We start from the raw sequence: 24,697 nt of genomic DNA on the forward strand, positions 1-24,697 counted from the left end.
TTTGATTTTATTTCAGCCGGGTACACATTTATCAAGGAGGCGATAATGATGAATCCAAACTATAAAGAGTTCCAAAATGATGAAGAAGTTGTACGTGAAATTGAAACATTGAAAGCTAGAGGTGTTGACCCAGCTACAATGTATGTCATCACACATGATGATGATCGTACAGACCGCATTGCTGATAATGCTGATGCGAACACAGTTGGAGCAAGTGAAGTAGGACTTGGTACCTCTATTAAAAATGTTTTCCGTAAAAAGGGTGATGAGCTGCGAGCTAAATTTTCAGAGTTAGGCTTTACAGAAGCTGAAGCAGAGAATTTAGAAAACAAGCTCGATCAAGGCAAGGTTATTCTTGTTTTAAAAGAAGATCATCCTGTTAATATGTAACTATAAAAATAAGCGTGAGCTGATTGAATCAGCTCACGCTTATTTTTTATTTATGAATAGATGTTAATTGATCCATTTTATCGTGAATTTGTTCCACAACCCTATCTAACGATTGTTCATCTACCGGCTTGCTAAAATAATACCCTTGTAATTCATCACAGTTTGATTGCAAAAGCATTTCAACCTGTTCTTTGGTTTCTACCCCTTCTGCTGTTACGGTTAGACCAAGCTTTCTAGCTAAAGAAATGATTGAATGCACAATATGGTACTCCTTTGCTAGCTTTTCGATATTGTGAATAAATACTTTATCTATTTTAATTTTATTTACTGGCAAAACACGCAAATAATTTAGCGATGCATTACTTACGCCAAAGTCATCAATAGCAACACTAAATCCTAGCTTCTTCAAACGGAACAGTTTATCAATAATCGCTTGTTCATTTCGCAATAGAGAGTGTTCGGTAATTTCTAACTCCAATTGACTTGGAGAAATTTGATATTTTTCGATTACGGTTTCTAACATCGATTCCAACGTATCAGATGCTAACGTTTTGGTTGATAGGTTAACTGCTACTTTAGCAGATGGATCCTTCGATGTGTAAATAAACTCGCTTGCTTTATCTATGACCCACTCATCTATAGTTTGAATAAAATCTCGGTCCTCAGCAACAAGAATGAATACATCAGGTGGAATGGTACCGAGCTTTGGACTAAACCATCGCAAGAGGGCCTCAAAATGAATTCCCTTCGTATGCACATCAATAACTGGCTGAAAGTAAAGGGTCAGTTCTTTTTTAGTCACAGCCCTGCGTAGCTCTCTTTCTATAATCGGTTTATTCATTACTTCATTTGTATGTTCATTAAAATTAAAGACAGTGATAGCTTGTCCACCCTTTTGTTTCGCTTGAAACATCGCATGGTAGGATTGATTAATCAAATGCTCTACAGGTAACTCCTGGCTTATTTTGTACGATATTCCAATAGAAGTGGTTACTTCTAATTCCATTTCATCGACTAAATATGACGCTTGGACCTGTTTTTGGATCAATGCTGCCACATCGCATATTTCATTTTCAGACACGATATAAAAAAGAAACTCATCGCCCGCTATTCTGGCTAATCCACTTTCTTCATTTCTCAAAACACGCAATATCCGATTTGTCATCTCTACAATAAAGTCTTCTATCGATCCATGACCAATTAAATCAACCACCTGGTCAAATTGATTGATTTTCAAATAACAGACTGCTATCTTTTTATCAGGGAATTGCTTCACTTTCGTCTCAATTTTTTCTTTCAACCCTTTAATACTAGGTAAACCCGTTAACGTATCAAAGACATAATCATCATGACTCAGTTTTTCGGTATAACAAACTAAGTACTTAATCACACCATCATCTTCAATAATAGGCGCAATAACAGACTTACCTAACTGATTCATTGATTCGACATTCATCTTATCTTTATAAGTAATCGGCTTTCTTTTTTTGAGAGCTTCTATATACATTTGATTGAGATGCTCTGCAATATAGGTAGGGTATACTTCATCAATATATTTCCCAAGACACTCCTCAGATAAAGAAGCATAATCGAGTGCACCCTTGCTAAAATAACTATACTTAAAACGACCTTGTTCATATTCCATTAAAAAAACAATATCATGCAGTTCCTCAAGTGTTTTTAATATGAGGCTTAATTGAATTGTCTTATTTCCAATGCTCTCGTCCATCAAAGCACCTCTTCCCACTCTAGATCGCACTGATGCCTTATTGCATTTAAAGAACAATAAGGACTTATTTAATCCATCGTTCTTTTTAGACAAATTCCTCCTTTTATTTTAGCGAATTTTATCGATAAGCGAAATATTTTTTTTAGGAATGTAAGCTTTATAGGGAGATTTTTCAAATAATCAGTCATTTTTATCAAGAAAGGAAAAACGGAGTATAAAAAATAGTCGGCTCAGCTTTTAGAAGTGAAACCGACTACTTATTTTTATCGAGGAGAAGTGGGATTGGCTCGCTTTTGTTGCTTTCTTTTATTTAAAAACTTTCTTACAATCGGATAAATAATTGGTGCCCATTTAATTAAACGTCCTATAAATCTTCCCAAACAAAACGCCTCCTTTTGTTCTTTTACAATACCCCTGAACCCCTCCTTTAAAACCTAGAAGAAACAGACAGTTCTTTTTCTTCACATTCATGCATAGGATAGAGTAATAACAGTATGGCAGCATCGCCAAGTGGTAAGGCAAAGGTCTGCAAAACCTTCATCCCCGGTTCGAATCCGGGTGCTGCCTTCAGCAAAAAACCTCGCTTAATTAAGCGAGGTTTTTTCGTTCAACTAATTGGGGTCCCATTGGGCAAGGACACATCTGGTCGAAGGAGCACAACATCACCCTCTCCTGGTACACCTCCTAAAACGAGAACCTCTGACTTAAAACCTGCTACTCTACGCGGCGGAAAATTCACTACAGCCACTACTTGCTTTCCAATTAACTCTTCGTCGTTGTATCGTTTCGTAATTTGGGCACTAGACCCTCGCACTCCAATCTCTTCTCCAAAATCAATTACTAATTTAATTGCAGGTACTCGAGCTTTCTTAAGAGGTTCTGCTGATTGAATTGTCCCTATCCGAATATCTAGCTTCATTAAATCTTCAATCGTTGCCATACTAATCACTCCCTTATACTCTATTTCTTTTTCAACAACGATCTTCTATTTCCTACTACAACTTACCGTTCACATCCCTCCGAAACCCATATTGATGCTGCAGCACTATTTAAAGATGAAAAATAAACGAGGACGGGACAAAAGTATTTCAACTTATGGAAAATCGAACATTACTGATGCGGTCTGTGTATACCGCTCCTGAAATATACTTCGCTTTCCGCGGGATGAAAAGCAGGAGGTCTTCCTATATTTCATTCGCTAATTTAGCGCTTTGTTCGTATCCTGAGTTAAACCTCTTAGATATGTCACAGCCCCTCACTTATTTACATGCAAGTCGAATTTCAATTCCAAAAGGATCAGTAAACACGTAGAAATCTTCATTCGTTTTCACGTCTATTCCGTTCTTATCTAGTCTCTTTATAACGTCATTTCTTGCTGTTGAATCAGGCAGAATAATGGTGTAATAGACTAGTCCAATCGCACCTTTAGGTGGGCTTGGTGCACCAATACCTGCCCAAACATTGAGGCCAATATGGTGGTGATAGCCACCAGCTGCAATAAATAGAGCTCGCATTGCTTTATAGTCGCCAACTACTTCAAATCCAAGCTTTTCTACATAAAATTCTTTTGCTAATTCAAGATCACTTGCATGAAGATGAATATGGCCTATGATTGTTTCTTGAGGTAATCCGTTCCATTGCTCATCCTTAGCCTCATCAAGCAATTCTCTCCACATTATTGGTTCGCTCCCCATCACATAGTGATTTGACGCATCTCGTTTCCATGTAGAACGAGGTCGATCCGCATAAATTTCGATTCCATTTCCATCTGGGTCGCTTAAATAGAGCGCTTCACTTACATAATGATCGGATTGCCCAATATCCATTTTTTGTTCCAACATGTGTTGAAGGACGACTCCTAAATCTTTTCTCGTTGGCACAAGTAATGCAAAATGATATAAACCAGTGGTTGTACGTGGTTGAACTCGCACAGCATCAACATGCTCCTCGATTTCCACTAGTACCGATTGTCCATTAGCGCTTAAATAAGCCGTTTTTTCTTCTCGTTTTAGTACATTCAAGCCAATCACCGATTGATAAAACTCGATTGACCTTGTTAAATTATGAACTCTTAGCCGTACCAATCCGATTTGTGTATCTGAATGTATAACAGTATTCATTGACTAATCCTCCCAGTGTTTCTCCTTTATTCTTATTATGCTCCCTCTATCTTTCATTCGAAAGTAGGCAGTTTAAAGTGGTATAGTATACAAAAAGATACCAAAGGCGGAATCAATATGTCTGAATGTAAAGTAGAAACAGCTCTTGAAATTCTCACAGGAAAATGGAAACCAAAAATTCTTTTTCAACTGCTTAATCATAAAACAATGCGGTTCAATGAATTAATGCGTATGATTCCAGGCGTTACACAACGAATGCTCACTCAACATCTACGCGAACTTGAAGAGCAGGATATCGTTACTCGTACTGTCTATGCTGAGGTTCCTCCTAAAGTAGAGTATTCAATATCAGATTATGGTTCGACATTAGTACCCGTCCTGCAAACGATGGATGCATGGGGACGAAAGCACGCTGAACATATTCAAAATAGAGATGAAACAAACTAATTATTGATTGCTTCCAATTCCAAGTCGTTTTATTACGATACCCGAAAGATAGTTGATACAATAGATGTATGGATCTATTAGAATGATTTAAACATTCCATTTCCATGTACTATCGATAGGAAAGAGTTGAGATGATGACAATTAATCATAAAGCAAGAACACTAAAAGATATTAAATTCTCCGTCCTAGATCTTGCCCCCGTTATTGTTGGGGGCACACCTAGTGATTCATTTCGTAATACCGTTGACCTTGCTCAGCACGCTGAGAAATTAGGGTTTGAGCGTTACTGGCTAGCTGAACACCATAATATGCCCGGTATTGCGAGTTCTGCTACCTCAGTTGTAATTGGTCATGTAGCAGCTAATACCACCACTATCCGTGTAGGTTCTGGTGGAATTATGTTACCTAATCATGCTCCACTAGTTATTGCTGAGCAATTCGGCACTTTAGAGTCCTTATTTCCTGGAAGAATCGACCTTGGGTTAGGACGAGCTCCTGGGACAGATCAAGTAACCGCTTATGCCCTTAGACGTGACCGTAGAAGCAATGGCCAAGACTTTCCAGAACAGCTTGCTGAACTACGTGAATTCTTGCAACCGACAGAAGAGATGAGAGTAAGAGCTGTTCCTGGTGAGGGATTAAATATTCCGATCTGGCTCCTTGGTTCTAGTGGGTTCAGTGCACAATTGGCAGGATCTCTTGGCCTTCCATTTGCCTTTGCAAGTCATTTTTCACCAGATAACACTCTACCAGCGCTTAAAGTCTATCGTGATCACTTCAAGCCATCTGGTGTCCTTAGCGAACCGTATGCTATGGTAGGCGTTAATGTCATCGCTGCTGAAACAAATGAAGAAGCACAACGACTATCGACGTCTATGCAGCAACAGTTCCTAAATCTTGTTCGTAACCAACCTACTCAGCTGCAACCGCCAGTTGAGAGCATGGATAAGTTATGGACACCTTTTGAAAAACAAACACTCCACCAACAACTAGGTTCCTCTGTTGTTGGCGATAAGGAGACCGTAAAAGAAAAGCTTCAAGCCTTTTTAGATGAAACAGGAGCAGACGAAATGATGGTCAATGCTCAAATCTATGACCACAAGGCACGTTTGCGTTCATTTGAAATTGTTTCTGAAGTTGTACGTTAACACATGAGAGGTACAAACCTGTGCGGTTTGTACCTCTTTGGTTATTCTCTAATCATATGATAAAGATGAGCCATATCTCTTTTATATAATATTTTAGGTACGGGATATAATGGGTTTGCTTCCTTTAAGGCTCTCTCAACCATTTGTGGGATATCACTCTCAATGATACGATCAATTTTTCTAGGGAGGCTCATTCTTTCATTTAATAATTTTATCGCTTCAATAAAATTCTTTGCCTTTTGTTCATTTGTGTCTGTTGTTTCACCTATGCCTGCAGTATCAGCTAGTTCAGCTAAAGGCTTGTGCACAGAGGAACCATAATATTCTAGGATATAAGGTAGAATAATAGCATTAGCTAGTCCATGAGGAACGGAATAAAACCCTCCAAGAGTATGAGCAATAGCATGAACATATCCAACATAAGCACGAGTAAATGCGACACCAGCCAAATATGATGCACGCTGCATATTTTTTCGTGCAGAGACATTCTCTCCATTAGAATATGCTTCATAAATGTTATCAAATATTAATTTAACAGCTTCTTTACTACATTTCTTTGTTTCCTCTGTATTTCCTCTACCAATATACGCTTCAACCGCATGAGTTAAGGCATCCATTCCAGTAGCAGCAGTAATGGAGGGTGGAAGCTTTTTCGTTAATAACGGGTCAAGGACTGCATAATCTGGGATTAAGACCGGATCACTTATCGCATATTTTTCATGTGTCTCACTGTTTGTGATCACCGCTGCTAGCGTCGCTTCACTTCCTGTGCCTGAAGTTGTGGGCACAGCAAAAAGGGGAGGAGTGTCTTTTTTAACCTTTAACACTCCCTTCATTTGTTCGATATCTTTCTCAGGTCTTGCTAGACGTGCCCCTACACCTTTTGCACAATCTATAGATGACCCACCACCAAAAGCCACGATTCCTTGACAATGATTGGATTTGTATAAGTTCATTGCCTCTTCAATGTTCTCAATCGTTGGATTCGGTACTGTCTTGTCGTAGAGGACAAACTTCACATTCATATTTTCTAAACTTGCTAGAAACCCATCTATCAATCCTATAGAAGTAATCCCTTTATCACTAACGATCAAAAGATGATCAATCTCTCGTTCTTTAATGAGTGGTGGCAGTTTTCTTATACTATCTTCTCCCTCTAGCAATACTGGTTTTCTCCAAGGTAAGAATTGAGAAATCATTTTAAGAGCAAACTGACAAGTTCTATAATAAACTGCACGCATACGATTACCTCACTTCCTCTTAATGAAGGCTTCACCGTTCAAACTGCTTCATGTTGAACCGTTCTTTTCTAGGTATATATGTACTATATACCTAAAATATCCAAATAATCAAAATTTTTATCTTATATTGATATACCAGCAAGTAGAAGGTTGTTCATTAAAAAGCGCGAGAAAGAACGCAAAGGCCCACTGACACCTTTACGTTCTTTTACCCTACATCAGCGATTTATGGATCCAGATGGCTGCTTGCAAACCTTCCCCCATTGCAATAGCAGCCTGCTCTGAGTGTGCTACCACATCACCAGCTGCCCAAGCATGCTTTACTGTAGTCATTTTTGAGCGTGGATCAACAACAACATGCTTATTTTCAAGCCGCTCTGCTCCAAGCTGATCTGCTAAGCTAGAGCGTACGTCATTTCCTCCAAAAGCAAGAAACCCTTTTTCTACACTTATTTTTTCTTTGTTTATAAGATTAATTTCCTCCAATATTCCGTTTGAAGCACTTAGTGAATGAATTTCTTTTTCTATGTATTTAATGTTGTGATCTTCTAATTTCTGAAGAACTTCTTTGTCGACCGGTTGTTTTTCATGATTAATATAAAGAATATTCTTGGTCCAATAAGTGAGAGTAAGTGCCATATTTGCTCCTACATTTCCACTCCCTATTACTGCTGTTTTCTTCCCATTTATTTCATAGCCATCACAATCCGGGCATATATAGACACTTAGTCCTAAACAGGGAATTAACCCCTCTAATTTCGGAAACCGGTCCATTACTCCTGTAGCTAGCAATATACGTTTACCTCTAATCTCTTTACCTTTATCTGTTTGGAGCGTGAAATGTTGCTCTGTTTTCTCAACTGTTTCCACTTTACCATTTTCAAATACCACATCAAGACCTTCTGCATGTTCCCTACCTTTTTGTCTTAAATACTCTCCACTTACCCCGTCTGGATAGCCTAATATATTATGGTAGCTCTTGCATAAACGAGATCTTCCGCCTTCATTATCAATTACTAATACACGGTGTTGATACCTGCCTAATTGGATAGCAGCTTGCAACCCAGCAATCCCACCTCCAACAATTACGCAATCATACATATTTCTCACCTCCACATTACTATACCCAGAAAAAAAATAAAAAAACAGCTTACCCCTGATTGGCACCAGAAGAAAGCTGTCGATTCTATTTATTCATTTTAGCAAGAAAATCCCCAAGTAAATCATCTGCATCTTCTTCCTCTTCCTCAATCTCAACTTCCTCTGTAGCAGCTTGCTCATGTCTCGCCTGATTCCAATTGAAGTTCATTAAATCATCGTCTGAGAAAGGGCTACTACCAACTTCCTCTTCTTCCGTAACGTCTGGTACAGATGGGTTCTTTTGTTGCTCCCTACTAGTGGACAAAATATCTTGTTCTTGTAAGTAAAGAGCCTCATCTATATCAAGCGAAGAACTATTTAAAGCTGCTAAAACGGACGTAGCTCTAAGAGGATCAGCTAATAACTGGTATACAATACTTCCTAATAAGGCTTCTGAATGTGAATGTTTAAGCCAATTACGCTGTTCTTTACTTAATTGCTTTGGTAGAGGGATCGTAACCGTCTCTCTTTCTTTTGAAAGCGAGTTACCCACACCCTCTAATACATATTCAGCCATTTTACTTGAGAAGTTCCGTCTTTCAGTTTCCTTAAGTGTCTGAAGTTGCCTGAGAATATGATCAGGTGTATCAGAAGGAAGACGAAAGGTAATCGCCTGCCCTCTTTCAATACCTGTTGACCCCGTTTTTTTCATAGCGGCACCCTATTATTTCTTATTCGCTTTTTTATCTGAAATAGGTTCTTTAGTAGCTGCTACTTGGTTCGTTTTACGATCGTAATCTGCAATTAATTTATAATAAGCATTTGCCATCATCCAAATGCTTTCCTTTTCATCTTCAAAGAATGCAATGTTATAGCCATCTAAATTGTTATTTAACGTCTTAAGATACTCTTTTAGAACCATCGCACCTCCACCAACGAAATAACAAATTTCCGTTTGAGAGTTCTTTTGCCATACATTACGTAAATGACGGTATTGCTTTTTCGCTAATTCGAACAAAATACGATCTGTGATGTCATGAACACTTGTGCGACTTCCTTTTACCATAATATGATTGCGATCTTGTTTTTTCGTAATCACTTCAACGACATCACGACGACTATCTAACTCTACTCCATGCTTAGTTCTAATTTCTTCTCGAATCGCCTCTAATGATTCAGAAACCCCTAAATTAAAGCCTTGTGCTTTATCATCGTCTACGTTACGGTTTTTAATTACAGCAATATCAGTTGAAAGACCACCAATATCTTGAATAAGAATTCTCTTATCAACGAGGTCACGATTAATAATATTTAAGTCTTTATCCATTACCAGATTAATATAAGCTGCAAAGCCCTCAGGATAGATCTTAACCTGATCAAAACGGATATTTACTTTTAACCCTTGATATTTTGGTGTTACTAAGAACTCTACTTGGTGAACAGAGCTTAATAGTTGAGAGCGATATCCAACATCTTTTCCTTCTTTTACTTCACGAAGGGGTAGACCAGTTCCAAGTGTATAATTGGCGTCTACAACTTGATTATTTTTCTTAAATAGATCGCTATTTTCCTCTCGAACAGCATCAAGCGCCAATGTTGCAAATAACATAACCAACGTTTGATCCTCTTCGGATTTACTACTTCCTGGATCAAGCTCAGTAGCATTATCACTCTTTGTTGCTAAGCTCCCTACACGATAAATAGCATTATTATCATTTAATGCTGGGGAGTGTACGCGAATATGTATTCCATCTAATGGATCTTTCTCATTTAATTCTTCAATCCCAATTACAGGACGGTCCTCGGTATCTCTAGCGGTTACATTAGGAATATTAAGTTCAAAATCCGCTTTGCCAAACAATGCTTTAACAGAATCATTACCTACGTCAATTGCAGCAATTCTACTTCTTGTCATAAAACAATCAAACCTTTCAAATAGAATAATGGCTCTTTAACTATCATTTACCATTTGACTCAAGAGTATCTTAGCAGCCTCAATTCGTCAATCATCCATAAGTTGCATTCACCATGTAAACAAATTTGTAAACATGCATACATTTCCGTTTACAAAATATACAAATTGTATACATCCCTTTAAATCAATATGTATTCACTTTTGTACACTTGTATACTTTTTGTGCACACATTAGTTACAATTTGTTTACTTGTATACATTAATGTAAACATCTAAACATTTCCAAATAAATGACATCATTTCAGTCGGATATACTACTAGTGATGTCGCTTCAACCCTCCCCTACTTTCTTAATTCGGTGAACAAGAAGCTCTAAGAACATGGATTTAGACTTATAACTATACTTTTGTACCAATATACAGGGGATCCAATTGATCATCTTCTATCTCAATAACCTTAAAGAAGCATAAAAAAGGTAGGTAAGAGACTCTCTTACCTACCTTTTTACAGATTAACTTATTGAATAGTTACATCTTTTAATTGGTATACACCAGATGCATCTGACCAGAAACCTTCAACACCTTCCCCTACTCCCATAATGTGAGATGGGTGGTATAAGAACGCCATAGGAGATTCTTCATTTAAATAGTTCGTAGCTTCTACATACATTTGTAAGCGTGTGTCTTCATCTTGCTCAATACGAGCGTCATACAACATTTGATCGAATGTTTCGTCCTCCATGAATACACGGTTACCTGAACCAACACTATCAGAATGGAATAGCATATGCATTGGGTAATCGGCGTCACCTGTACCTAGAGATAAGCCTAAAATAAACATATCATGCTCTCCAGCAGTAGTAGCATCTAAATACGCTCCCCATTCAACTACTTTAATGTCTACTTCAATACCAATCTCACTTAAGCTAGCTTGGGTTAACTCAGCAATATCAATGCGTTCACGGTTATCATTTGTCCAAATCGTTGTGCTGAAACCATCCTCATACCCAGCTTTTGCAAGTAACTCTCTAGCACCCTCAACATCACGTTCGATTGATTCTACATCTTCACTAAAACCAAAGTTCGTATCATTAATAGGACCAATGGCAGCTTCACCAGTGCCATCTAAAATCCCGTTTAGCATAGCTTCTTTATCAAGAGTCATGGCGATTGCTTGTCTTACTAATTTGTTATCAAACGGTTCTTTATCCATATTAAAGCCTAAGTAAGTGATACTTGCTGCATTACGTACGTAAGCTTCAGTACCCTCCATGTTTTCTACTCGGTTTAAATCACTTGGTTGCACCGGATCAATGATATGAGCTGAACCAGTCTCAAGTTCTGCAATACGAGTTAGATCCTCTGGAACAACTCTGAATGTCACAGTATCAACATGTGCATTCTCACCCCAGTAGTCTTCAAAGTTATTTAAGATAAGGTGATCCCCTGGTTGCCAGCTTTCAAATTCAAAAAAGCCTGTACCAATCGGATTGTCGTTAATATATGTACCCGGTTGATCTCCATTTTCAACTGCCTCGTTATCAGCATCGATTACATCTTTACTAATAATACTAGAAGCATAGTGGGCCATGTGGGCCGGTAATGGAGCAAATGGTTGTTCCGTTTTAAATTGAATCGTATGATCGTCTATAACGGTAATCTCTTCAACAATTTCAAATAATATCGCACGTGGAGAAGCAGTAGTTTCGTCTAGAATACGCTCAACATTAGCTTTTACAGCATCTGCGTTGAATTCAGATCCATCATGGAAGTAAACATCTTCACGAAGCTTAAATTCCCAAACATCCTCTTCAATTGGAGTCCATTCCTCAGCAAGAAGGGGTTCAAGCTCCATATCTGTGTTGTACTTAACTAATGTTTGATAAATATTTGATTGGACATTTCCACTCGGAACATCACTAGATGTGTGTGGATCAAGTGATGTAGCATCAGATAAAACAGCGACAACAAGATCGCCGCCCTCATTGCTTCCCCCTTCATCTACACCCTCTGTAGTACTACCATTAGATGATGGTTCACTTGCACACCCTACAAGTGCAAGCGACATGGCAATTGAACATACGCCAGCTCTCAAAAATTTACTTTTAATCATGACATCCTCCTCTAAAATAGTCTTTTGTACACATACAAAACTACTATATTGTTACACAATTGTAAACAATATTAACAGAAAATTTTATTTTTTTATTATTTTTAGAAACTATTAACCACTAAATAATTGAATTTTTACTCATGTCATTAAGCAAATCAAAATAAAATGTATATATTTACCTGGTAAAAGCGATAATTTTATACATAAAGGTTCAAATGAAACTATTTAATAATAACTTTTTCACTTACGTCATCATCATAAAGATAAAATAAAAAAGAGAGGGTGTCCCCTCTCTACGTACAATGTTCCTTTATTAACGATTCCAATGTCGATGTTCAGCAATGGCTCCTGCAAAGTTTTGACTAAATACTTTCATATCCTTACCTGTTACCACACCTTGCTTCTCAACTATTTCCACTTCTTTTAACCAAGATATACCGCCATGAGTGGCTCCAATTGGTTTAAAGTGAGAGAAAGCTTCTTTTATGAAGTAAATGGCATCCTCTTTAAAGGATTGCTCAAGACTTTTACCACCAACAACATATAAAGCATCAAACAATACAGATTCACCCGTTAAGAAAGTGTGATCGATTTCAAACTCAATACCATCTGCTCCCTTTTTCACACCTAATTTATCACTAACAAACTCCGGTTGGATTCCTTGAGTTTTTAGTTCATCCAATACCGTTTTTACTTCATTACCATTAAAGTCTTGGTCAAGAATGACACCTACTTTACGAGTATCTGGTTTCTTAACTGAATTTTCTTGGCTGAGAGCTGGCGAAACCTTATCGACGTTAGACCCACCCTCTGTTGGGGCACTAGCACCAATCGCTTCTGCAACTGGCTTAGCTAGATCAAGTGTGACATTAGCAAACATGTCTATAACCTGTTGTTGTACAGACTTATTCTGAACTTTTCCAAGTTCAAAGCTGAACGCTTCAACGATATGATCCTTTTCAACATCACTCATACTATTCCAAAATAGTTTCGCTTGGGAGAAGTGGTCTTTAAAGCTCTCGCTTCTCGTACGCACTTTACGTCCTTCTACTTTCTCTTGATAATGGACATAGCCTCCCTCTTCTTCACTTGCTGGTGCAGGCGTATTAGCTGCAATAGAATTTTTATGATAGCTCACTTGTCCCTTATTTATTGTTTGGCGACCATATCCATCTCGTTGATTGTTATGAAACGGACACACTGGTCTATTAATAGGGAGTTCATGAAAATTAGGTCCGCCAAGACGAATTAGTTGTGTATCTGTGTAAGAAAACAAACGTCCTTGTAGCAAGGGATCATTTGTAAAATCGATACCTGGCACGACATGCCCTGGGTGAAATGCAACTTGCTCTGTTTCAGCAAAAACATTATCTACATTTCGATTCAATGTCATCTTCCCAATGATCTTGACTGGTACATCTTCTTCTGGCCATATTTTTGTAGGGTCAAGTACATCAAAATCAAAAGCAAATTCATCTTCTTCACTAATAAGCTGGACACCTAGTTCATACTCAGGAAAATCTCCATTTTCAATGGATTCCCACAAGTCTCTACGATGAAAATCAGGGTCTTTTCCTGCTACTTTTTGAGCTTCATCCCAAACTAGAGAATGAATACCAAGTACAGGTTTCCAGTGAAATTTAACAAAATGAGCCTTACCTTCTTCATTAACGAAACGGAACGTATGAACTCCAAACCCTTCCATCATTCTGAAGCTACGCGGAATAGATCGATCAGACATCGCCCACATCACCATATGAGCAGATTCTTGATTGTTAGCTATAAAATCCCAAAAAGTATCATGTGCAGATTGGGCTTGAGGTATTTCATTGTGAGGTTCTGGCTTAAGTGCATGGACTAAATCCGGAAATTTGATGGCATCTTGGATAAAGAAAACTGGGATGTTGTTACCAACTAAATCATAGTTACCTTCTTCTGTATAAAATTTCGTTGCAAACCCGCGAGCATCACGTACGGTTTCAGCAGAACCCTTAGAGCCACCAACTGTAGAGAATCTGACAAATACAGGCGTCTTAACCGTAGGATCTTGTAAAAATTTTGCCTTCGTAAATTCTTTTGCTGATTCATAAACTTCAAATTCACCATGAGCAGCAAAACCTCTCGCATGGACAATCCTCTCAGGGATTCTTTCATGGTCAAAATGAGTCATTTTTTCACGAAAATGAAAATCCTCCATTAAAGTAGGACCACGATCTCCTGCATTAAGGGAAAATTCATCCTCTGAAACTTTTAATCCTTGGTTAGTTGTCAGCTTTTTGCCTTCATCTTTAACACGAAAGGATTCTAGCTGCTGATCTTTCTTATTTTTCATTTCATTACTCATGAATATCCCTCCCTTAATATGACAAAAATTACACCTTAGACTTTACCCTTGATAATGATTCATAAAACAAGATTAAAGCTTATTAGTTGGATTTTATTTCAATTTGTAATTTCCCTTTTAAAATCTACTAATGGAAAGAAGAGAGAGAGATATAAATCTTTCATCCTATTTGTTATAATACAAAGATGAATATGAGTGAAATTCTAATAGAGGAGTAAGATGCCAAATGGCTACTGTCATTATTCAAAATGAAACGATGTCAGTTTTAGATTGTATTGGAGAGAACATTTTTATAGCAAATAATGACTTTGAATTAATCTGGATGAACAAGGCAGCACACCAGTTAATTGATCAAATAAAAGAGCTTATTCATGTCTCAGATTCAACTGAAGTGATTGGAAAGAACCTATCTATCTTTCATGCGAATTTTGGACGTCAGAAGGCTATTCTAGAAAAACATCTTCCTTACCACTCAAGAATCAAACTATATGGAAGATATTCTGCAGAATTAAAAGTAACGCATTTAATAAATGAGCAAGAAGAAAAGACCGGCTATATTTTAACGTGGAATGATATTACGGAAGAAGAAGAGAAAACTCAAAAAACGCAAAAGTTAATTGAAGAGATTAGTACACCGATACTTCCAATGGCAGTGGAACATTCACTGTTAGTTCCGCTCATCGGGACTTATGATTCCGAACGTTTTGAAAAGCTACAACAAAAATTATTACTAGAGTGCTCTACTTTAGGGACAGAGTATGTCGTATTCGACTTTAGTAGTATGTTGTTTGAAGATAATGAGCGAATTATTAACCAAATTGCCACGATTTCAGAAACCATTGTGCTAGTAGGGGCAGAACCTATTTATGTAGGCTTTCAAATTCCTCTGATAAGAGAGCTGGTTACCCGAAAAGTAAAAACAGGGGCAAAAACATTCGGCACCTTTAAACAGGCGTCCACCTATTTACTAAAGAAAAAAGGGTATTCAACCGATGTAACTGATAAAAATTAAATTGATAGATAAAAATGAGCAACCGTATAGACACGTTTGCTCATTTTTCTTTACTCACTACTATCTGTAATTTTTCCTAAGAAGAAGCCATCTACTTCACTTAATTTGCCTCGCCAAAGAATCTTCCCAGTTGAAGGAGTAGATTTACTATCACCGATAAACACTTTTGTATGCTTCATGTGAATGAAAGAGACTTCAGGTAAGCTACTACCGCTCTCGGCTTCTTCGCTCGCTTTAGAGAGTTCGTTACTCACCTTTTGAGCTACCTCATTTCCACCTTCAAACGATTCACTAAGTTCATCTAAATACTCTTTCGCAGAAACCAGAGTTCCTGATATGAGAGAACCTTTGACGTTTAATGTGATATCTAAAGAGAAATTATGCTTATTGGCTGCTTGCACAAAAAACTGAAGAATACTGTCTTTTCGTGCACTTACCTCATCACTCATAATCACATCTCCTCTCTATCCCTCTAGTAGAAGAGGACTAAAGTGAACTAATCCTTCTTCTCTGAGGCTTTTTTAGCTTTCGTTTTACTTGATGAAGTGGTTTTGGCTTTAGCTTTTTCACTTCTGGATTTTCGTTTGTTTTTCTGTTCGCTAGCTTCTTCGTCTTCTGCTTTCTCTTCGCTAACTTCTTCGTCTTCCTTTACCTTTTCCTCGTTCTCATCCACTAACTCGCCAATTGATTCTTCTAAATGGTCTAAACGCTCATCTGCGCTATTTTCATCAGATTCAGAGTCTTTACCTTCATCAGATTTAGATGTCTCATTTTCACCACCTGAGGCTGCGCCTAAATAGAAACCATCTACTGCACTTAGCTTTCCTCTCCAGAGAACCTCCCCCTTAGAAGGGGTTGGGTTACTATCTCCACAATAGACTTGAGCCTCTTTCATGTGAATAAATTGGCCTTTTGAATCTTCACTTGTATCAACAGCTTCTCCAGCTTTAGCAAACTGTTCACTCAATATATCAGCAACTTCATTCCCGCCTTCAAATCGTTCACTAAGGGAGGAAAAGTAGTCTTTTGCCGAAACCATTGTTCCAGTAACAATGGCACCTCCGACATTTAAAGTGAGCTCTACGTTGAAATTTTCTTTGTTAGCTGCACGTACCAAAAACTGCAGAATGCTATCGCCTACTTCTTTATGTTCCTCACTCATTATGTCTTCCTCCCTTCATTATGAAGAAGTATCATCATCGCTTGAGAGAGTTGTGTCATCATTTTGTGACTTTGACTTTGATGTTTTCTTACTTGTGTTACGTTTTCTTCTTGTTGATTTACCATTTTTATTGCTTGTGCTTTTTTTCTTCGAATCTTCTTTCTTGTCGTCCTCTTTTGAATCATCATCTTCTTTATCATCTTCTGACTCAGTATCTTCTTTGTTATCTGACTCATCTTCATCGTTATTCTTTGAGTCATCTTCTTTTTCTTCATTATCTTCTTGCTCTTTGTCTTCTGATTCAGTATCTTCTTCTTTATCTTCTGACTCATCTTCATCCTTTGTTTCATCTTCCTTTTCTTCGGTGTCGCCTTCGTCCTTCATTTCTTCTTCGTCTTCATCCTCTTGGTCATTTGAAGCAGCTACTTCATCATTGCTTTGCGTTAATTTTGTCAGCATCTCTTCTAAACGACCTAAGCGATCATGTAAGTTGTCATTTTCTTCTTTTAATGATTCATAGTCATCATTGTTTTCTGGCTCTGTATTTTCATCGTTTTCTACAGCTTCTTCTTGCTCATTGTCATAATCTTCATCCGATTCATCTTTGTTCTGATTAAACAAGCTCATCGCTGAATTTTTTAGTGAATCTGCAGCCTTTTTAGACTTATCTTTAGCCATTTGACCAAAATCAGTACCTTTACTTTTAAGCTTTTCACTATCTATGCTATCTTTAATTCTCTTCGCATTTTCTGGTGTTGCTAAATATCCTACTGTAGCTCCAAGCAATCCTCCAGCAATTGAACGTTTAATTGGACTACCGCTTGAACTTGTCTCCTGATTTGTATCTTTCTCTTCTGTTTGATTTTCCACTTTTTTATCTTCTGCCATGGTAAAAACCTCCTATTAGTAGTTAAATTCTGTTGAGTTTAAGCGATTGGTATCCATCTTTTTCTCAAGAGCTTCCAATCTTTCTTGTAATCTTTTATTTTCTTCTTCAAGAGCTTTCGTATCATTACCGACCGCTTTAGAGCTTAAATATGGATCTGTTTCCCACCAATCCATTCCAATCTCTTTTGCTTTATCTACTGAAGCTACAATTAATCGAATTTTAATGGTTAATAACTCGACATCAGCAATTCCTACAGTAATATCTCCAGCAATTACGACACCCTTATCTAATATCTTCTCTAAAACATCTACAATCGTACTTGATTGCATAGAATGCTCGACTGACATTTAAAGTCCCCCTTGATCTGTTTGGATTAAAGTAAACTTCCTAAAGGACCCAGATCAATATTTAAGTCTTCTGCATCAAGACCAAAGATTTCTTTTAACTCTTCCATTTTTTCTTCAAGATTCATTAAAGCTTCACCAAGGTTCTCAACTTGCTCATCTGATAAGGTGCCGCCCTCGACTCTTCTCATCGCATGTTTTTCTACGATTTGTCTTAATAGCTCTATAACAGTGAGAACAAGCTGTGCCAAACCATGCTCCGCCTTATCAGGATCTAAGTTAATTCTTCCACTTGTTGGGTTGGCCGGTTGCATCAATTAACTCCTCCCTTTGTTGATCAAAATTTGCTGAAGAGACTGGATGGTGCTGTTCTTGTTGGGCTTGTACAAGCGATTCAACAGAGGCAATTAACACTCTTAAATCTAAATACACCAAATCGACCCCAGCAATTGATATAACTAAATCAGCCTTAATCGCTACACCTTTATCAAGAATGACATCTAAAATATCAATCAATGCAATGTCTTTATTTTCAACCGATTCTCTAAGTGACATATATCTTCATCCTCACTTATGAAAAGCTAGAAAAATGGTATGCTGGCCAAGGGCCAGATGCTTCAAACTGCCAACCCATTTCTTTCATTTCCTTTTCATATTGCTGGATTTGCTCTAGAAAGGACTCTACCTCAGATTTAGAAATAAGGTATACGCCATTCCACGTCATATTTTCTTTCTTACCTGTTACATCTTTACTCCAATTTTTCTTCACATTCCCCTGAAGAACAAAGGTTTGGAGTTTAGCATGAATCGCTTCACTAACACGATTTTTTTCTACTTCAAGCTCATTTTCAATAAGCTTATCTATTTTTTTCTTTTCAAAGAATTGTTTTCCTCTTGGCAACTCACTAATTTCAGCTCTCTTAGCTTCAATCGTAGGATTGTTCTGACTCACTTGCTCTTTTAGCAACTGATCATCACAATACAACTTCAAATTCCATTCTTCATTTCCAGCAAGCAAGTCAAATGTATTCATCATTTTAGATTCATTTGCATGGACTGTGGTTTTTAAACTATCTTGATTTTTATATAAGGTACAAAACTTCAATGGAATAATCGTGAATAACTTTGATAGTTTCATAACCGTTTCATGATGGTGGAATGCTTTTTCTTGGAGCCATTCCATATCGTTATTAATTCGGTCTTTAATACTTTCTTCTGAATACTCATTGGCGTTTAGATTGCAAACAAATGCTGTAGTACTCTCGATAGGAATCGTGTAAATATCCCCTACATCATCAAATCCTTTAAAAGATGGAAACGATTGAGTGGTCGCTTCATTTGTTGGAACTAAGCCGTATAAATAGATTAGATCGCCCATCTTCTACCCTCATTTCTTTTTAGTCATCTGCTCCCACTGCTCAATTTCAAGCCGTTTTGCTACTTCATATCGAGTAATTAACTCTTCTTCTTTCGCTTTATAAGCTTCTTCAGGAATTTCGCCAAGCTCATACATCATTTGTAGTTGAATAAGCTTTTGTTGAATGGTGTTAAGGTCATACAACTCTTTATCAGCCTCTTCTTTTACCTTTTCACCAATCTTTATGACAAGGTTAATCGGCGCTGAAATTAGTTTGTGAATCATTAGCTATCCTCAACCTTGAGCCTAATATTGACAAAGTTATAAGCTGGCCAAGGTCCTGTATAGTTAAATTCAACTTTATCCTTCCACTGTTCATGTGCAGCATTTACCTTTTGATCAAATTCTTCTTCTTTATCGCGGTCAATAAGGAAAGAAGCATTTAAGAGCATCGTTTCACCAATTGGATCATTAGCCTTTGCTGCTTCTGCTCCTTCATTTAAAGGCTTGAATATCTCCTCTTTCATTTCTTTTTGAAGAGAATTCATAAACTCTTGTGCCGCACCACCTATTTTAATCCTTTCATAATAGCTAGCAGCCTCAGATTTACCTTTCACTTTTTGTGCCATTTGATCAAGTTTGGCATTCTCCCTTACTTGTGATTCTAGCCATTCCTTTTTTCCGATCACTTTCAGTCCGACTTCAATTTTTCCTTTTATTTCTGGAAACAGCTTTGTAAACTGTGGGTAAAGATTTTCAAGTAATACTGCCACGTCTTCAGTGGATTGAAATACATTACCAAAACTAACAGGAATAACTGTGTCCTTTTGCTTCATCACAAGGGAAACGGCATGTTGATGCATCATCAAATTCTCTTTATTAGGGTGATAGATCTTCATAGGAGCAAGAGTTGCCACCATCCCTGCATCTTTATAGCGGATTGTAAAAAGGTCACACTTCTCACCTTCTATTTCAATCTCACCCAATTCATCATCTGTCTCTGTTTGAATTCCACAAAAAATATAAATACCCATTTTCTCTTCTTGGTTCATCATTAAGCTCTCCTTCATCAATCAGTCGCCTTCATGCTTTTTAGTGCTTTGGTTATTAGTTCTTTTGCTTTTTCTACTGGCTGATCGTCCTCTATACATCGACTTACTTGATGACCTAATATATCGATACACAGACGTTTAAATTCTTCATTTTCTCCATCTATTGGGGTGTCTTGTTCTGTAGCTAGCTTGGCAATCATTAAAGATGCTCGTAAGCTTGGACCGCTATCATCCTTGCATTGATTTCGTAATGTTGAAACAAGAGTCGTAATCGCTTTAGCTTGTTTCTCGGTCACATCTGTTTTTTCGGAAACGATCGACGTTTCACGATCGACGTCTTTATAATCAACGAATATAGTAATTAAGCGATCAAGCAATGCATCTTGTGTTTGATAGACCCCTGCATACTCTTCAGGATTGCTTGTGAATATAACCGAAAAATCAGGATGAACCTTTACAAATGGTTCCGTTTTTTTAGAACCGTATAAAGGTAAGATACGTTCCTCTAAAATGGATAGAAAGATATTATTAGTATTAGGCTGTGATCTCGTAAATTCATCATATACAAGTGTGTATCCATTTTTAACCGCTTCAAGTAAACGTCCATCTCTCCACGTCTCACTCACACTCTCATCCTTTTTATAAACAGAACGAATATAGTTATCGACCATCTTTTTACTTGTGTAGCCAGTAAAGTCACCAATCAAATCACTATTATTCAACTCATGATTTCCATGAATCAGCATAATAGGCTTTTTTCGCTTTTTCGCTAAAGCTAGTGCTAGAGAGGTTTTTCCTGCCCCTGATGGACCAGTAAAATGAATAGGGTAGCCAGCTTTTAAATATTGTAATGAGCGAGAAAGTAAATCTTTCGTCTCTTTATCTTGGACGATTGAATTTGTGTTCTTTTTAATCTTTTCTTTTAAGACGGTCACTCTATTCCCTCCTACTCACTACGACCTATACTTGCTGGTCTATCGCACTTCTATAGCGAACGTCACGTCGTTTAAAAGAAGTAACTTCCTTTTCCTTATCTAACACAACGTCGTAAACGCCAATCATTTCATCTTTAGCGTATTTTTTCATATATTCCTTCTCTTCAATGACTTCAACAGTAAGCATCCAGCCACCGTTTTCACGTTCCTCAACTGCTGTGATTTTATGAAGAGGCGCTACATGTTCATTGAAGAAGTCAGCAACATTGTTCATAATCTCTTTAATTCCCATAGTGACCTCCTGGTATATAGAGGATGGTAAGTCAGGGTGATCCCCTGACTCCTCCATCATTTACCTTTAAATACTAAAAGCTGCCTTACGTTCATTTGGTTGTTCCGGAAGCCCGTTTTCTTCGACTTCATCTCTTAGAAGTCCTACTGCTTCTGCATAACGTAACCATGTATCGACACTTGCAATAACCACTCGTGCCTCTACTGTTAAGATTTCAATCCCAACGACCGATACTCGAACAAAGGCATCAATGACAATACCCTTATCTAAAATACGGTCAATCACCTCAGCTAAACTTGAACTATCTGTACTTTTTTGAACAGACATCATCTCACTCCTTCCTAGTTAAGAACCCATTGTCTTAATATCATTTGAAGATTTAATATCTTTGGAGCTTTTAACATCCTTATAACTTTTGATGTTGCTAACTCCTTTAATCTGGTTGACGCCTTTAACCTTTCGATCACCCTTGTCTTTATTAGAAGAGGAAACCTTTTCTTGAAAATCCTCTCCTGCTTCAACAACATTCCCAATCTTATCGCGGACCGAAAGTAAAACATCTTGCGCTTTATCCTTCGCTTCTTCTGCTTTATCTTGGAATTTTTCAGCGTTTTCATCTTTAGCATCTTCTAGGTGATCCGTTGCTTCATCCGCCTTATCTTGCACGCTCTCTACAAACTTTTCTTTTGCTTTATCTTTAACTTTTTCTTTAATTTCATCTTTTATAGGTTCAGGGGTGTATTCAGCCACTTTTTTTGCGGCTTTACCAGCTGCCTTTTTAATGGGCTTGTCCATCCAATCCCCCTCTTCACACAATCTTATTAATCGATTACTTTTTAGAATCTACTAAGTTGCTTAGCATCTCTTCAATTCTTTCAAGACGATCATTTAATTGCTTGTTGTCTTCTTTGATCTCTTCATATTCAGAAGAGTTATCTTCATTACTCGATTCATTGGAGTCTTCTTGCTCGTTATTTTTCTTTTTCGGTGACAACAACCCTCCACCGTTCATATAGCCTGAAGCTGTCTGTCTCAGACTACTTAAAGCCTGCTCTGTAATAATTTCTTGGGCCGTTCTTTTTAGCTCTTTGCCTGCTGATCTCATTACTTCAGATTCACCCAAGCTCTTCATCACTTTTTTACTCGTTCCTGGACTTGAAAGTAATCCGATCCCCGCTCCAACTACCCCACCGATTATGGCTAGGTTCATTGAATGGGACTGATCATTTTTCGACTCTGTATTTTCATCGTTATTTTGGTTTTTTTGCTCTTTATCTGCCATTTGTTTTCAACCTCGTTTCTTTAATGTATAAATTGGATTCTATAATGTTTAAAAGCTAAATTGTGGTGCGCGGTCATGCTCTCTTTTCGCAAGACCTTCCTCTTCGACTTCATCTCTAAGAAGTCCAACTGCTTCTGCATAACGTAACCATGTGTCCACACTTGCAATAACAACTCTTGCTTCAATAGTAAGAATTTCAATTCCGACTAGTGAAACACGTACAAAAGCGTCAATGACAATTCCTTTGTCAAGAATTCTATCAATTACTTCTGCAAGGCTTGAACTATCTGTACTTTTTTGAACACTCATCTAATTCACTCCTTCATTTTTGATAGGTTTTAACATTAGATGGACAGCTTTTCATTTGGCTAAGGGTCTATTCCTTTGATAAAAGGGGTTAAAACGAGTCTTTAGTATTGAATAGCGCAATTACCATAAATTGTCCATTTGAAAGGTGAATTTTGTTTATATGAGAATTCAGAAAGGCGGTAATACCAACTTTTTAAGCGTTTTTAAAGAAATATACTTTAGTGAGTCTTGTGTGTTCCAGTTTTATACAATTGCTATTTCGGCGTGAAAATTGGTAAAAAAGACCCAAGTTTGTCTTTTCACCTTTTCACATCTTCTCTTTTTCATAGTTAGTTATAACTGTTTCGCTAAAACACAAAAAAAGCGTACCCGGAAAAAGGTACGCTTTTGATTAAGCTTTTGCTTTCGTTTTTGGTTTATCTTTTTTGATTTGCTTACTTCTTAATTGACCACAAGCAGCATCAATATCCGTTCCGTGCTCAAGTCGAACACCACAGTTAATTCCATTTTTCTTTAATTCATCATAGAAGCCTAGAATGTCTTCTTTAAGGCTTCTTTGATATTGTCCATGCTCATCTACTGGGTTATAAGGAATTAAGTTCACATATGTGAGATGACGCTTATCCTTAAACATACGTGCAAGTTCAGCAGCATGTTCTCGTTGATCATTAACACCCTTTAACAAGATATACTCAATCGTGATTTTACGATTTGTTTTCTCAAGATAATAATCAATAGCTTTCATAAGCTTTTCAATCGGAATGGCTTTATTGATTTTCATGATTCTTGTTCTTAACTCATTGTTCGGTGCATGCAAGGAAATAGCTAAGTTTACTTGTAATTGCAGATCAGCAAACTCATAAATCTTATCAGCTAAACCACTTGTTGATACGGTGATATGACGAGCACCAATTGCAAGACCTTTATGATCTTTAACTACTTGTAAGAAATCCACCATATTGTCAAAGTTATCAAATGGTTCCCCAATACCCATTACAACAATATGACTTACTCTTTCTTCTTTCCCTACACTATCTAAGTGATGCTGTACATTCATGATCTGCTCAACAATCTCACCGCTTGAAAGATCGCGACTCTTCTTTAATAAACCACTCGCACAGAAACTACAGCCGATGTTGCAGCCTACTTGTGTTGTCACACAAACAGATAGACCATATTTATGTCTCATCAATACTGTTTCAATCAAGTTTCCGTCATGAAGCTTAAATAAAAATTTAATTGTTCCGTCCGCAGATTCTTGTTTTACGTGCTCTGTTAAAGTTTGAATGGAAAAATTCTCTTCTAATAGTTCCAAACAGTCTTTCTTTAAATTGTTCATTTCCGAAAAACGTTTGACACGTTTTCTATATAACCAGTCCCAAACTTGTGTCGCGCGGAACTTCTTCTGTCCACGTTCCATTAGCCATTCGGTCAACTGATCCATCGTTAAACCATAAATGGATTCTTTGTGCATGTTTAACCCTCATTTCAATTTATAAATAGTATCTATTTAAGTCAGTCGGTAACTTCCTAGCAT

At 37.4% G+C, this 24,697-nt stretch carries 30 protein-coding genes and 1 tRNA gene; 5 read left to right on the forward strand and 26 right to left on the reverse strand.

What is annotated here, in order from left to right:
• Nucleotides 1–48 precede the first annotated feature (48 nt).
• Nucleotides 49–390 (forward strand): YflT domain-containing protein, encoded by a 342-nt coding sequence (locus RYX56_RS09675; protein WP_317121945.1) that lies wholly within the window; start codon nt 49–51, stop codon nt 388–390.
• Between the two features lie 46 nt (nt 391–436).
• Here the strand turns inward: RYX56_RS09675 and RYX56_RS09680 are convergent, their stop codons facing one another.
• Both RYX56_RS09680 and yxzF read right to left on the reverse strand, forming a co-directional pair.
• Nucleotides 437–2,119, reverse strand: a complete 1,683-nt coding sequence (locus RYX56_RS09680) for a putative bifunctional diguanylate cyclase/phosphodiesterase (protein ID WP_317121851.1) — start codon at nt 2,117–2,119, stop codon at nt 437–439.
• A gap of 263 nt (nt 2,120–2,382) precedes the next feature.
• On the reverse strand, nt 2,383–2,499 hold the full coding sequence (yxzF, locus tag RYX56_RS26535) for a small protein YxzF (protein WP_317121852.1): 117 nt from the start codon (nt 2,497–2,499) through the stop codon (nt 2,383–2,385).
• A 116-nt stretch (nt 2,500–2,615) separates the two neighbouring features.
• Here yxzF and RYX56_RS09690 point away from each other — a divergent pair.
• A tRNA-Cys gene (locus tag RYX56_RS09690) sits at nt 2,616–2,686 on the forward strand.
• A gap of 40 nt (nt 2,687–2,726) precedes the next feature.
• On the opposite strand, the gene csaA is transcribed toward RYX56_RS09690, so the two are convergent.
• Nucleotides 2,727–3,059, reverse strand: coding sequence for a chaperone CsaA (gene csaA / locus RYX56_RS09695; protein WP_317121853.1), 333 nt, complete (start codon nt 3,057–3,059; stop codon nt 2,727–2,729).
• Between the two features lie 319 nt (nt 3,060–3,378).
• On the reverse strand, nt 3,379–4,239 hold the full coding sequence (locus RYX56_RS09700; protein WP_317121854.1) for a VOC family protein: 861 nt from the start codon (nt 4,237–4,239) through the stop codon (nt 3,379–3,381).
• A 117-nt stretch (nt 4,240–4,356) separates the two neighbouring features.
• Here RYX56_RS09700 and RYX56_RS09705 point away from each other — a divergent pair, with 117 nt between their 5' ends.
• Nucleotides 4,357–4,686 carry a winged helix-turn-helix transcriptional regulator gene (locus tag RYX56_RS09705; RefSeq protein ID WP_317121855.1) on the forward strand — a complete coding sequence of 110 codons (330 nt, stop codon included), beginning with the start codon at nt 4,357–4,359 and terminating at the stop codon, nt 4,684–4,686.
• A gap of 134 nt (nt 4,687–4,820) precedes the next feature.
• Nucleotides 4,821–5,834, forward strand: a complete 1,014-nt coding sequence (locus RYX56_RS09710) for an LLM class flavin-dependent oxidoreductase (RefSeq protein ID WP_317121946.1) — start codon at nt 4,821–4,823, stop codon at nt 5,832–5,834.
• A gap of 41 nt (nt 5,835–5,875) precedes the next feature.
• On the opposite strand, the gene RYX56_RS09715 is transcribed toward RYX56_RS09710, so the two are convergent.
• From RYX56_RS09715 to RYX56_RS09740, 6 genes are all read right to left on the reverse strand, one after another.
• On the reverse strand, nt 5,876–7,075 hold the full coding sequence (locus tag RYX56_RS09715; protein WP_317121856.1) for an iron-containing alcohol dehydrogenase: 1,200 nt from the start codon (nt 7,073–7,075) through the stop codon (nt 5,876–5,878).
• 213 nt (nt 7,076–7,288) lie between these two features.
• Nucleotides 7,289–8,176, reverse strand: a complete 888-nt coding sequence (locus tag RYX56_RS09720; RefSeq protein ID WP_317121857.1) for an NAD(P)/FAD-dependent oxidoreductase — start codon at nt 8,174–8,176, stop codon at nt 7,289–7,291.
• 85 nt (nt 8,177–8,261) lie between these two features.
• Nucleotides 8,262–8,867 (reverse strand): hypothetical protein, encoded by a 606-nt coding sequence (locus tag RYX56_RS09725; protein ID WP_317121858.1) that lies wholly within the window; start codon nt 8,865–8,867, stop codon nt 8,262–8,264.
• A 12-nt stretch (nt 8,868–8,879) separates the two neighbouring features.
• Nucleotides 8,880–10,070 (reverse strand): Alp7A family actin-like protein, encoded by a 1,191-nt coding sequence (locus RYX56_RS09730; RefSeq protein WP_317121859.1) that lies wholly within the window; start codon nt 10,068–10,070, stop codon nt 8,880–8,882.
• Nucleotides 10,071–10,586: 516 nt separating this feature from the next.
• Nucleotides 10,587–12,182 (reverse strand): glutathione ABC transporter substrate-binding protein, encoded by a 1,596-nt coding sequence (locus RYX56_RS09735; RefSeq protein ID WP_317121860.1) that lies wholly within the window; start codon nt 12,180–12,182, stop codon nt 10,587–10,589.
• Nucleotides 12,183–12,495: 313 nt separating this feature from the next.
• Entirely contained in the window at nt 12,496–14,526 is a 2,031-nt protein-coding gene (locus tag RYX56_RS09740; protein WP_317121861.1) for a catalase, read from the reverse strand.
• A gap of 226 nt (nt 14,527–14,752) precedes the next feature.
• Here RYX56_RS09740 and RYX56_RS09745 point away from each other — a divergent pair, with 226 nt between their 5' ends.
• Nucleotides 14,753–15,538, forward strand: coding sequence for a PAS domain-containing protein (locus RYX56_RS09745; protein ID WP_317121862.1), 786 nt, complete (start codon nt 14,753–14,755; stop codon nt 15,536–15,538).
• A gap of 50 nt (nt 15,539–15,588) precedes the next feature.
• Here RYX56_RS09745 and gvpU (RYX56_RS09750) read toward each other — a convergent pair whose 3' ends face one another.
• The 16 genes from gvpU (RYX56_RS09750) to rlmN all read right to left on the reverse strand — a co-directional run bounded on the left by gvpU (RYX56_RS09750) (nt 15,589) and on the right by rlmN (nt 24,634).
• The gene (gene gvpU, locus RYX56_RS09750; RefSeq protein ID WP_317121863.1) at nt 15,589–15,987 is read right to left on the reverse strand and encodes a gas vesicle accessory protein GvpU; all 399 of its coding nucleotides are present in this window, start codon (nt 15,985–15,987) and stop codon (nt 15,589–15,591) included.
• A gap of 47 nt (nt 15,988–16,034) precedes the next feature.
• Nucleotides 16,035–16,700, reverse strand: a complete 666-nt coding sequence (gene gvpU, locus RYX56_RS09755; protein WP_317121864.1) for a gas vesicle accessory protein GvpU — start codon at nt 16,698–16,700, stop codon at nt 16,035–16,037.
• Between the two features lie 18 nt (nt 16,701–16,718).
• On the reverse strand, nt 16,719–17,588 hold the full coding sequence (gene gvpT / locus RYX56_RS09760; protein WP_317121865.1) for a GvpT/GvpP family gas vesicle accessory protein: 870 nt from the start codon (nt 17,586–17,588) through the stop codon (nt 16,719–16,721).
• Between the two features lie 15 nt (nt 17,589–17,603).
• On the reverse strand, nt 17,604–17,936 hold the full coding sequence (locus RYX56_RS09765; protein WP_317121866.1) for a gas vesicle protein GvpJ: 333 nt from the start codon (nt 17,934–17,936) through the stop codon (nt 17,604–17,606).
• Nucleotides 17,937–17,962: 26 nt separating this feature from the next.
• Nucleotides 17,963–18,247: a gas vesicle protein K gene (locus RYX56_RS09770; RefSeq protein WP_317121867.1), complete on the reverse strand. Its 285-nt coding sequence runs from the start codon at nt 18,245–18,247 to the stop codon at nt 17,963–17,965.
• Complete coding sequence (locus tag RYX56_RS09775; RefSeq protein WP_047972991.1) at nt 18,213–18,488, reverse strand: gas vesicle protein; 276 nt, start codon at nt 18,486–18,488, stop codon at nt 18,213–18,215. Before RYX56_RS09775 ends, RYX56_RS09770 begins: the two co-directional genes overlap by 35 nt.
• Before the next feature lie 16 nt (nt 18,489–18,504).
• On the reverse strand, nt 18,505–19,311 hold the full coding sequence (locus tag RYX56_RS09780; RefSeq protein ID WP_317121868.1) for a GvpL/GvpF family gas vesicle protein: 807 nt from the start codon (nt 19,309–19,311) through the stop codon (nt 18,505–18,507).
• A gap of 9 nt (nt 19,312–19,320) precedes the next feature.
• Complete coding sequence (locus RYX56_RS09785) at nt 19,321–19,575, reverse strand: gas vesicle protein GvpG (RefSeq protein ID WP_317121869.1); 255 nt, start codon at nt 19,573–19,575, stop codon at nt 19,321–19,323.
• A complete protein-coding gene (locus RYX56_RS09790; RefSeq protein ID WP_439108474.1) occupies nt 19,575–20,360 on the reverse strand; it encodes a GvpL/GvpF family gas vesicle protein in 786 nt (261 codons plus the stop codon). Before RYX56_RS09790 ends, RYX56_RS09785 begins: the two co-directional genes overlap by 1 nt.
• Nucleotides 20,360–21,277 carry a gas vesicle protein GvpN gene (gvpN, locus tag RYX56_RS09795; protein ID WP_317121870.1) on the reverse strand — a complete coding sequence of 306 codons (918 nt, stop codon included), beginning with the start codon at nt 21,275–21,277 and terminating at the stop codon, nt 20,360–20,362. The genes RYX56_RS09790 and gvpN overlap by 1 nt, the downstream gene beginning before the upstream one ends.
• Before the next feature lie 25 nt (nt 21,278–21,302).
• A complete protein-coding gene (gvpO, locus tag RYX56_RS09800; protein ID WP_317121871.1) occupies nt 21,303–21,569 on the reverse strand; it encodes a gas vesicle protein GvpO in 267 nt (88 codons plus the stop codon).
• 66 nt (nt 21,570–21,635) lie between these two features.
• Nucleotides 21,636–21,896, reverse strand: a complete 261-nt coding sequence (gene gvpJ / locus RYX56_RS09805; protein ID WP_317121948.1) for a gas vesicle protein GvpJ — start codon at nt 21,894–21,896, stop codon at nt 21,636–21,638.
• Between the two features lie 18 nt (nt 21,897–21,914).
• Nucleotides 21,915–22,364 (reverse strand): gas vesicle protein GvpQ, encoded by a 450-nt coding sequence (gene gvpQ, locus RYX56_RS09810; RefSeq protein WP_317121872.1) that lies wholly within the window; start codon nt 22,362–22,364, stop codon nt 21,915–21,917.
• Between the two features lie 34 nt (nt 22,365–22,398).
• Nucleotides 22,399–22,851, reverse strand: coding sequence for a GvpT/GvpP family gas vesicle accessory protein (gvpT, locus tag RYX56_RS09815; RefSeq protein WP_317121873.1), 453 nt, complete (start codon nt 22,849–22,851; stop codon nt 22,399–22,401).
• Between the two features lie 48 nt (nt 22,852–22,899).
• Nucleotides 22,900–23,160, reverse strand: a complete 261-nt coding sequence (gene gvpA, locus RYX56_RS09820) for a gas vesicle structural protein GvpA (protein WP_317121874.1) — start codon at nt 23,158–23,160, stop codon at nt 22,900–22,902.
• Between the two features lie 391 nt (nt 23,161–23,551).
• The gene (rlmN, locus tag RYX56_RS09825; protein WP_317121875.1) at nt 23,552–24,634 is read right to left on the reverse strand and encodes a dual-specificity RNA methyltransferase RlmN; all 1,083 of its coding nucleotides are present in this window, start codon (nt 24,632–24,634) and stop codon (nt 23,552–23,554) included.
• Nucleotides 24,635–24,697: the final 63 nt, after the last annotated feature.

Origin of the sequence: Alkalihalophilus lindianensis (genome assembly GCF_032843265.1) — a bacterium.
Taxonomy (GTDB): Bacteria; Bacillota; Bacilli; order Bacillales; family Bacillaceae_D; genus Alkalihalophilus; species Alkalihalophilus lindianensis.

Excerpts from the sequence above, each read along its gene's own strand:
- RYX56_RS09675 (WP_317121945.1), top strand. The coding sequence starts at position 49 with ATGAATCCAAACTATAAAGAGTTCCAAAATGATGAAGAAGTTGTACGT.
- RYX56_RS09680 (WP_317121851.1), bottom strand. The coding sequence starts at position 2,119 with ATGGACGAGAGCATTGGAAATAAGACAATTCAATTAAGCCTCATATTA.
- csaA (WP_317121853.1), bottom strand. The coding sequence starts at position 3,059 with ATGGCAACGATTGAAGATTTAATGAAGCTAGATATTCGGATAGGGACA.
- RYX56_RS09700 (WP_317121854.1), bottom strand. The coding sequence starts at position 4,239 with ATGAATACTGTTATACATTCAGATACACAAATCGGATTGGTACGGCTA.
- RYX56_RS09705 (WP_317121855.1), top strand. The coding sequence starts at position 4,357 with ATGTCTGAATGTAAAGTAGAAACAGCTCTTGAAATTCTCACAGGAAAA.
- RYX56_RS09710 (WP_317121946.1), top strand. The coding sequence starts at position 4,821 with ATGACAATTAATCATAAAGCAAGAACACTAAAAGATATTAAATTCTCC.
- RYX56_RS09715 (WP_317121856.1), bottom strand. The coding sequence starts at position 7,075 with ATGCGTGCAGTTTATTATAGAACTTGTCAGTTTGCTCTTAAAATGATT.
- RYX56_RS09720 (WP_317121857.1), bottom strand. The coding sequence starts at position 8,176 with ATGTATGATTGCGTAATTGTTGGAGGTGGGATTGCTGGGTTGCAAGCT.
- RYX56_RS09725 (WP_317121858.1), bottom strand. The coding sequence starts at position 8,867 with ATGAAAAAAACGGGGTCAACAGGTATTGAAAGAGGGCAGGCGATTACC.
- RYX56_RS09730 (WP_317121859.1), bottom strand. The coding sequence starts at position 10,070 with ATGACAAGAAGTAGAATTGCTGCAATTGACGTAGGTAATGATTCTGTT.
- RYX56_RS09735 (WP_317121860.1), bottom strand. The coding sequence starts at position 12,182 with ATGATTAAAAGTAAATTTTTGAGAGCTGGCGTATGTTCAATTGCCATG.
- RYX56_RS09740 (WP_317121861.1), bottom strand. The coding sequence starts at position 14,526 with ATGAGTAATGAAATGAAAAATAAGAAAGATCAGCAGCTAGAATCCTTT.
- RYX56_RS09745 (WP_317121862.1), top strand. The coding sequence starts at position 14,753 with ATGGCTACTGTCATTATTCAAAATGAAACGATGTCAGTTTTAGATTGT.
- gvpU (WP_317121863.1), bottom strand. The coding sequence starts at position 15,987 with ATGAGTGATGAGGTAAGTGCACGAAAAGACAGTATTCTTCAGTTTTTT.
- gvpU (WP_317121864.1), bottom strand. The coding sequence starts at position 16,700 with ATGAGTGAGGAACATAAAGAAGTAGGCGATAGCATTCTGCAGTTTTTG.
- gvpT (WP_317121865.1), bottom strand. The coding sequence starts at position 17,588 with ATGGCAGAAGATAAAAAAGTGGAAAATCAAACAGAAGAGAAAGATACA.
- RYX56_RS09765 (WP_317121866.1), bottom strand. The coding sequence starts at position 17,936 with ATGTCAGTCGAGCATTCTATGCAATCAAGTACGATTGTAGATGTTTTA.
- RYX56_RS09770 (WP_317121867.1), bottom strand. The coding sequence starts at position 18,247 with ATGCAACCGGCCAACCCAACAAGTGGAAGAATTAACTTAGATCCTGAT.
- RYX56_RS09775 (WP_047972991.1), bottom strand. The coding sequence starts at position 18,488 with ATGTCACTTAGAGAATCGGTTGAAAATAAAGACATTGCATTGATTGAT.
- RYX56_RS09780 (WP_317121868.1), bottom strand. The coding sequence starts at position 19,311 with ATGGGCGATCTAATCTATTTATACGGCTTAGTTCCAACAAATGAAGCG.
- RYX56_RS09785 (WP_317121869.1), bottom strand. The coding sequence starts at position 19,575 with ATGATTCACAAACTAATTTCAGCGCCGATTAACCTTGTCATAAAGATT.
- RYX56_RS09790 (WP_439108474.1), bottom strand. The coding sequence starts at position 20,360 with ATGAAGGAGAGCTTAATGATGAACCAAGAAGAGAAAATGGGTATTTAT.
- gvpO (WP_317121871.1), bottom strand. The coding sequence starts at position 21,569 with ATGGGAATTAAAGAGATTATGAACAATGTTGCTGACTTCTTCAATGAA.
- gvpJ (WP_317121948.1), bottom strand. The coding sequence starts at position 21,896 with ATGTCTGTTCAAAAAAGTACAGATAGTTCAAGTTTAGCTGAGGTGATT.
- gvpQ (WP_317121872.1), bottom strand. The coding sequence starts at position 22,364 with ATGGACAAGCCCATTAAAAAGGCAGCTGGTAAAGCCGCAAAAAAAGTG.
- gvpT (WP_317121873.1), bottom strand. The coding sequence starts at position 22,851 with ATGGCAGATAAAGAGCAAAAAAACCAAAATAACGATGAAAATACAGAG.
- gvpA (WP_317121874.1), bottom strand. The coding sequence starts at position 23,160 with ATGAGTGTTCAAAAAAGTACAGATAGTTCAAGCCTTGCAGAAGTAATT.
- rlmN (WP_317121875.1), bottom strand. The coding sequence starts at position 24,634 with ATGCACAAAGAATCCATTTATGGTTTAACGATGGATCAGTTGACCGAA.